Genomic DNA, 5,465 nt, shown 5'->3' with positions numbered 1-5,465 from the left:
CCCCAACCCAACAGGCACCCCCACCCCCGGCCCCTGTCCCGTCGCAACCAACCCCTGCCCTGCCCGACCCCGGCGGCCAGCCCGGAATCACCGGCCCCATCCCCGACCAAACCGGCCCCTCCCAACCCCCACCGACCTCCAACCAACCCGGCGTCATCCCCACCCCAGAAGGAACCCGCTGACTCACCGCACTCCTTACCGAATCCGTACGCCTCGCCTCCCGCAACAGGTAAAGAGTGCGAATCCAGCGAGACCTGGCGCATCGCCGAACCCGACAGCAATCAGCCTGGCCTGCAATGTTCCGGCAAAGCCGCACCCGACCAGAGCTCAGGCGCACAACCCGGACCGCGTCAGACTTTGACCAGGTCGTCGGCGTGGATTACCGGACGTTGCATAGTGTCCGGGAGTTCGGTGGTGGAGCGGCCGAGCATGCCGGATAGCTCGGTGCTGTCGTATTCGACTACGCCGCGGGCGACTATGCGGTTGTCGGGGGCGATGAGGTCGACGACGTCGCCGCCGTGGAAGCGGCCGCGGACGCCGGTGATGCCTGCGGCGAGCAGGGAGCGGCGACGGTGGGCGACGGCTTGGACGGCGCCCTCATCGATGAGGATGGCGCCGCGGCTGTCGGCGGCGTGGCGGACCCAGAATTTGCGGGCGGAGAGGCGGACCGGGCGGGCGGCGAAGGCGGTGCCGACGGTGCCCGCGCTGAGCGCGATATCGGCCTCGGTGGCGGCGGCAAGCAGGACGGGGACGCCCGCGTCGGCGGCCAGCCGGGCCGCGGAGAGTTTGGAGGCCATGCCACCGGTGCCGAGTGCGCCACCGCTGCCCGCGATGACGCCGTCGAGGTCGGCGCTGCTGCGGACCTCTGGGATGAAGTTGGCGGCGCCTTTGCGCGGGTCGCCGTCGTAGAGGCCCTCGACATCGGAGAGCAGCACCAGCGCGTCCGCGCCGACCAGATGGGCGACCAGTGCGGCGAGGCGGTCGTTATCGCCGAAGCGGATCTCTTCCGTTGCGACAGTATCGTTTTCGTTCACCACAGCGACCGCGCCGAGCGAGCGCAACCGATCCAGGGTGCGCTGCGCGTTGCGGTGATGCTCGCGCCGGGAGAAGTCGTCGGCGCTCAACAGCACCTGCCCGACCGTCCGCCCGAACCGCGCGAACGAGGTCCCCCACGCATGCGCCAATGCCAACTGACCGACGCTGGCGGCGGCCTGTTTGGTGGCCAGATCCCTTGGGCGACTTGTCAATCCGAGCGGCGCGATACCCGCACCGATAGCACCCGAGGACACCACGACCACATCGGATCCGGCCCGCATCCGCGCCTCCACCGCATCGGCCAGCCGATCCAGTCGCGCCATATCGAGCCCGCCCTTAAGGCTGGTCAGCGCCGAAGATCCGATCTTCACCACCACACTGCGCGCCGAAGCAATCGCCGTCCTGGCCTCACTCAGCCCGGACTGCGACAGCACCTCGGCCATCCCCGAACTCACCTGCATCGCAACCGAACTCCCTGTACCGCAACAGAACTCGACGTACCCGCCAGTCCGGCCGAACCCGCCGGGCGCAACACTGCACCCTGAACGCCCTGGCCGCCACCGAATTCCGATACGCACCGGACGGGCGAACCGAACCGCGGCGCTCGCCGTAACGCCGTGCCAGACCCCGGCGCACACCACAAGCCCACGGCGTTCACGTTATTCCTCGTCGTCCTTGACCAGACCACGGCGTACTCGGGACGCGTGTTTGCGTTCGGCGGCGCTGATCCGGTCGTTCTGCTCCAGCCGAATGTCGGTGCCGCGGCCGGTGGGCACCATATCCACACCCGCGGAGATCTGCGGCTCCCAATCGAAGGTGACATCGCCGATGGTGACCGGCGCACCGGGCTCGGCGCCCTGCTTCACCAGTTCGTCTTCGACACCGAGCCGGGCCAGACGGTCGGCGAGGTAGCCGACGGCTTCGTCGTTGTCGAACTGAGTCTGGCGAACCCAGCGCTCCGGCTGCGGCCCGCGCACGATGAAGCCGCCCGGCTCCTCGGGATCGGCGATCACGCTGAAGCCGGATTCGTTGACCGCGATCGGGCGGATCACCGGGCGCTTCGGCGCGGCCTTCGGGTGCGCGGTCCGATACTGCTCGACCATCTCGGCGAGCGCAAAGGTCAAGGGACGCAGGCCCGCCCGGCTCACCGCCGAGATCTCGAAGACCGGCCAGCCACGTGCGGCGAATTCAGGCGTGACCATCTCCGCCAACTCGGCGGCATCGGGCAGATCGACCTTGTTCAGGATCACCACACGCGGCCGATCGGCCAGATCACCGAGCCCGGTATCGGCATCCAGAGCCGGTTGGTAGGCCGCGAGTTCGGCCTCCAGCGCATCGACATCGGAAACCGGATCGCGTCCCGGCTCGAGGGTCGCACAGTCGACGACGTGCGCGAGCACCGCGCAGCGCTCCAGATGCCGCAGGAAATCCAGCCCGAGCCCACGCCCCTCGCTCGCACCCGGGATCAGACCGGGCACATCGGCGATGGTGAAGGTGGTGTCACCGCTGGAGACCACTCCGAGATTGGGCACCAGCGTGGTGAACGGGTAGTCCGCGATTTTCGGCTTGGCGGCCGAGAGCACCGACACCAGCGAGGACTTGCCCGCCGACGGGAACCCGACGAGCCCCACATCGGCGACGGACTTCAGCTCGAGGACAAGATCGCCCTCATCGCCGTCCTCGCCGAGCAGTGCGAAACCGGGCGCCTTGCGCGCCTTGGAGGCCAGCGCGGCATTACCGAGTCCGCCACGTCCGCCACGAGCCACGATGAACTTATTGCCCGAACCGACCAGATCGACGACCACCTTGCCGTCGTCGTCCAGCACCACGGTGCCGTCGGGCACCTTCAGCACCAGGTCGGTGCCCTGCTTACCGTCGCGGTTGCTGCCCTCGCCCGGCTTGCCGTTGCTCGCCCTGGCATGCGGATGGAAGTGGAAGTCCAGCAGGGTGTGCACATTCGGGTCGACCTCGAGGATCACATCCCCGCCGCGTCCGCCATTGCCGCCGTCCGGACCGCCGAGCGGCATGAACTTCTCGCGGCGCACGGAGGCACAGCCGTGACCACCCTTGCCCGCACGCACGTGCAATACGACACGGTCGATGAATTTGGACATGTCCGAATCATCCTCCTCGGTGGTCGGATTTATGGGAACGCGATCTTTCGAGAACGCGAAAAGCGGGCCAGGGAATGCACCCTGACCCGCTCAGCTTTTCCGTTTGGCTAGAGGCGGTCAGGCCTCGGCCGGCTCCGGAACAACGATGTTGACGGTCTTGCGGCCACGCTTGGTGCCGAACTCGACCTTGCCCGCCGCCAGGGCGAACAGGGTGTCGTCGCCGCCACGGCCGACGAGCACACCGGGGTGGAAGTGCGTGCCACGCTGGCGAACCAGGATCTCGCCCGCCGAAACGGTCTGGCCACCGAAACGCTTGACGCCGAGTCGCTGGGCGTTCGAGTCGCGACCGTTGCGGGAGCTGGATGCACCCTTCTTATGTGCCATTTCTGAACTCCTGTGAAGTAATTCGAGAAAGCGCGGAGGCTTACTTGATGCCGGTGACCTTGAGGACCGTCAGCGGCTGACGGTGACCCTGACGCTTGTGGTAGCCGGTCTTGTTCTTGAACTTGTGGATGCGGATCTTCGGGCCCTTGGTGTGCTCGACGACCTCCGCGGCCACGGAAACCTTGGCCAGCTTGTCCGCATCGGTGGTCAGCTCGGCGCCGTTCACCACGAGAACCGGGGCCAGCGCCACGGACGAACCCGGCGCACCCTCGATCTTCTCGACCTTCACCAGGTCACCGACCGCGACCTTGTACTGCTTTCCGCCGGTCTTGACGATCGCGTACGTTGCCATCGGTCGGCTGCCCTTCTTCCTGTAATGCGCGCGGCTCGTGCTCGCGCGGCTGCGTGCTCCCGCCCGGATGACTCCGGCTGGAAACCACAGCACTCTGGTCTGGTAGTCACCGCCGCCTCAGCAACCTGATGGCTCTCGGCTTCGAGCCGAGTCACAAACACAGCGCGAATAAGCGCTGTCGCCGGGCAGCGACTGTCCAAGATTACAGGACGGGTACCACCCCGACCAAACCGGTGCCCGTGAAAGGCAGGACCCCCGTCGCGGAATGCGGCGGGGGTCCCAGGTTTTCGATCCGATTGTGGCGATCAGTTCGCGTCGTCCACCGGCGGTCCGGCGGGACGACCGACGGCCCGGCGGCGCGGCTTGCGCGACGGCACCACGACCGGAACATCCGCCGTGTAGTCCACGACGGGCCCTGCCGCCCCCTGATCCGCCGTCGGCAGCACGAAGACGGCCCCGGCGCTGTCGGCGGCCGGTGCGGCGGCCGAACGCGCGACGCGACGTCTGCGGCCTGCCGAACGGGGTGCCGCGGAATCGGGCACACCGTTGGACGATGCCGCGACCGGCTCTACCGCGGGCTCCGCGGGTTCATCCGCCGCGGGCGTCGAAGCTGCGGCAGCGACCGGCGCGACCTCCTCGGATGCGGACGCGACGGCCTCCTCGGCCACCACTTCCGCCTCCGCGGCTTCCTCGGTTACGGCTTCCGCGACTTCCTCGGCAACCGCCTCCGCAGCTTCCTCGGTTACGGCTTCCGCGACTTCCTCGGCAACCGCCTCCGCGGCTTCCTCGGCGACCGCCGCGACCGACTCGGCGACGACGACATCCGCGACCGGAGCCTCATCGCTTGCGGCGACGACATCCGCGACGGCTTCCGCCACGGCGACGTCCTCGAGCTCCGCAACATCCTCCGCGTGCACTTCCTCCGACTGATGCGCCGCCATCGCCAACGCCACCGGATGCGCCCGCTTGACCGCGATCTCCGCCTCGTCTTCGACAGCATGCGCGGTGCCATTGGCTGCCGCGGCGGGCGCACTCGCCGCCGCACCCTTGTCCCGGCCACGCCGCCGCCGCGATCCGGTCTCCCGGCCACTGCGGGTGCTGTCCTCGGCACCGGTGAGCTCCACCGGATAGGTGTGCACGACGATGCCCCGACCATGGCAGTGCTCGCAGGTCGTCGAGAACGCCTCGACCAGACCGGTGCCGAGCTTCTTGCGGGTCATCTGCACCAGGCCGAGCGAGGTCACCTCGGAGACCTGGTGGCGGGTGCGGTCGCGGCCCAATGCCTCGGTCAGCCTGCGCAGCACCAGATCCCGGTTCGACTCCAGCACCATGTCGATGAAATCGACGACGATCATGCCGCCGATATCGCGCAGCCGCATCTGGCGCACGATCTCCTCGGCGGCCTCCAGGTTGTTCCTGGTGACCGTCTCTTCCAGATTGCTGCCGCCCGCACCGGTGAACTTGCCGGTATTGACGTCGATGACGGTCATCGCCTCGGTCCGGTCGATCACCAGGGTGCCGCCGGAGGGCAGCCACACCTTGCGATCGAGCGCCTTGGCGAGCTGCTCATCGATCCGGTA

5 protein-coding genes and 1 pseudogene are annotated in these 5,465 nt (G+C 68.1%); 1 reads left to right on the top strand and 5 read right to left on the bottom strand.

The features are described 5' to 3' along the window. A pseudogene (locus NP3_RS50100) lies at positions 1-182 on the top strand (hypothetical protein); the annotation flags it as partial. 168 nt (positions 183-350) lie between these two features. Here NP3_RS50100 and proB read toward each other — a convergent pair. The 5 genes from proB to NP3_RS44185 all read right to left on the bottom strand — a co-directional run. Next, complete coding sequence (gene proB / locus NP3_RS44205; protein ID WP_174566318.1) at positions 351-1,478, bottom strand: glutamate 5-kinase; 1,128 nt, start codon at positions 1,476-1,478, stop codon at positions 351-353. 216 nt (positions 1,479-1,694) lie between these two features. Next, on the bottom strand, positions 1,695-3,149 hold the full coding sequence (gene obgE, locus NP3_RS44200) for a GTPase ObgE (RefSeq protein WP_063047670.1): 1,455 nt from the start codon (positions 3,147-3,149) through the stop codon (positions 1,695-1,697). Between the two features lie 117 nt (positions 3,150-3,266). Continuing rightward, positions 3,267-3,533, bottom strand: coding sequence for a 50S ribosomal protein L27 (rpmA, locus tag NP3_RS44195; RefSeq protein WP_063047669.1), 267 nt, complete (start codon positions 3,531-3,533; stop codon positions 3,267-3,269). Between the two features lie 40 nt (positions 3,534-3,573). After that, a complete protein-coding gene (rplU, locus tag NP3_RS44190; protein WP_040687720.1) occupies positions 3,574-3,885 on the bottom strand; it encodes a 50S ribosomal protein L21 in 312 nt (103 codons plus the stop codon). 305 nt (positions 3,886-4,190) lie between these two features. Then, on the bottom strand, positions 4,191-5,465 hold a 1,275-nt coding region (locus tag NP3_RS44185; RefSeq protein WP_174566317.1), incomplete at its 5' end, for a ribonuclease E/G.

Source organism: Nocardia pseudovaccinii NBRC 100343, assembly GCF_001613225.1.
GTDB classification, from domain to species: Bacteria; Actinomycetota; Actinomycetes; order Mycobacteriales; family Mycobacteriaceae; genus Nocardia; species Nocardia pseudovaccinii.
The sequence above is the reverse complement of the archived record's forward strand: the minus strand, read 5'-3'. Positions and strand labels throughout refer to the sequence as shown.

Excerpts from the sequence above, each read along its gene's own strand:
- proB (WP_174566318.1), bottom strand. The coding sequence starts at position 1,478 with ATGGCCGAGGTGCTGTCGCAGTCCGGGCTGAGTGAGGCCAGGACGGCG.
- obgE (WP_063047670.1), bottom strand. The coding sequence starts at position 3,149 with ATGTCCAAATTCATCGACCGTGTCGTATTGCACGTGCGTGCGGGCAAG.
- rpmA (WP_063047669.1), bottom strand. The coding sequence starts at position 3,533 with ATGGCACATAAGAAGGGTGCATCCAGCTCCCGCAACGGTCGCGACTCG.
- rplU (WP_040687720.1), bottom strand. The coding sequence starts at position 3,885 with ATGGCAACGTACGCGATCGTCAAGACCGGCGGAAAGCAGTACAAGGTC.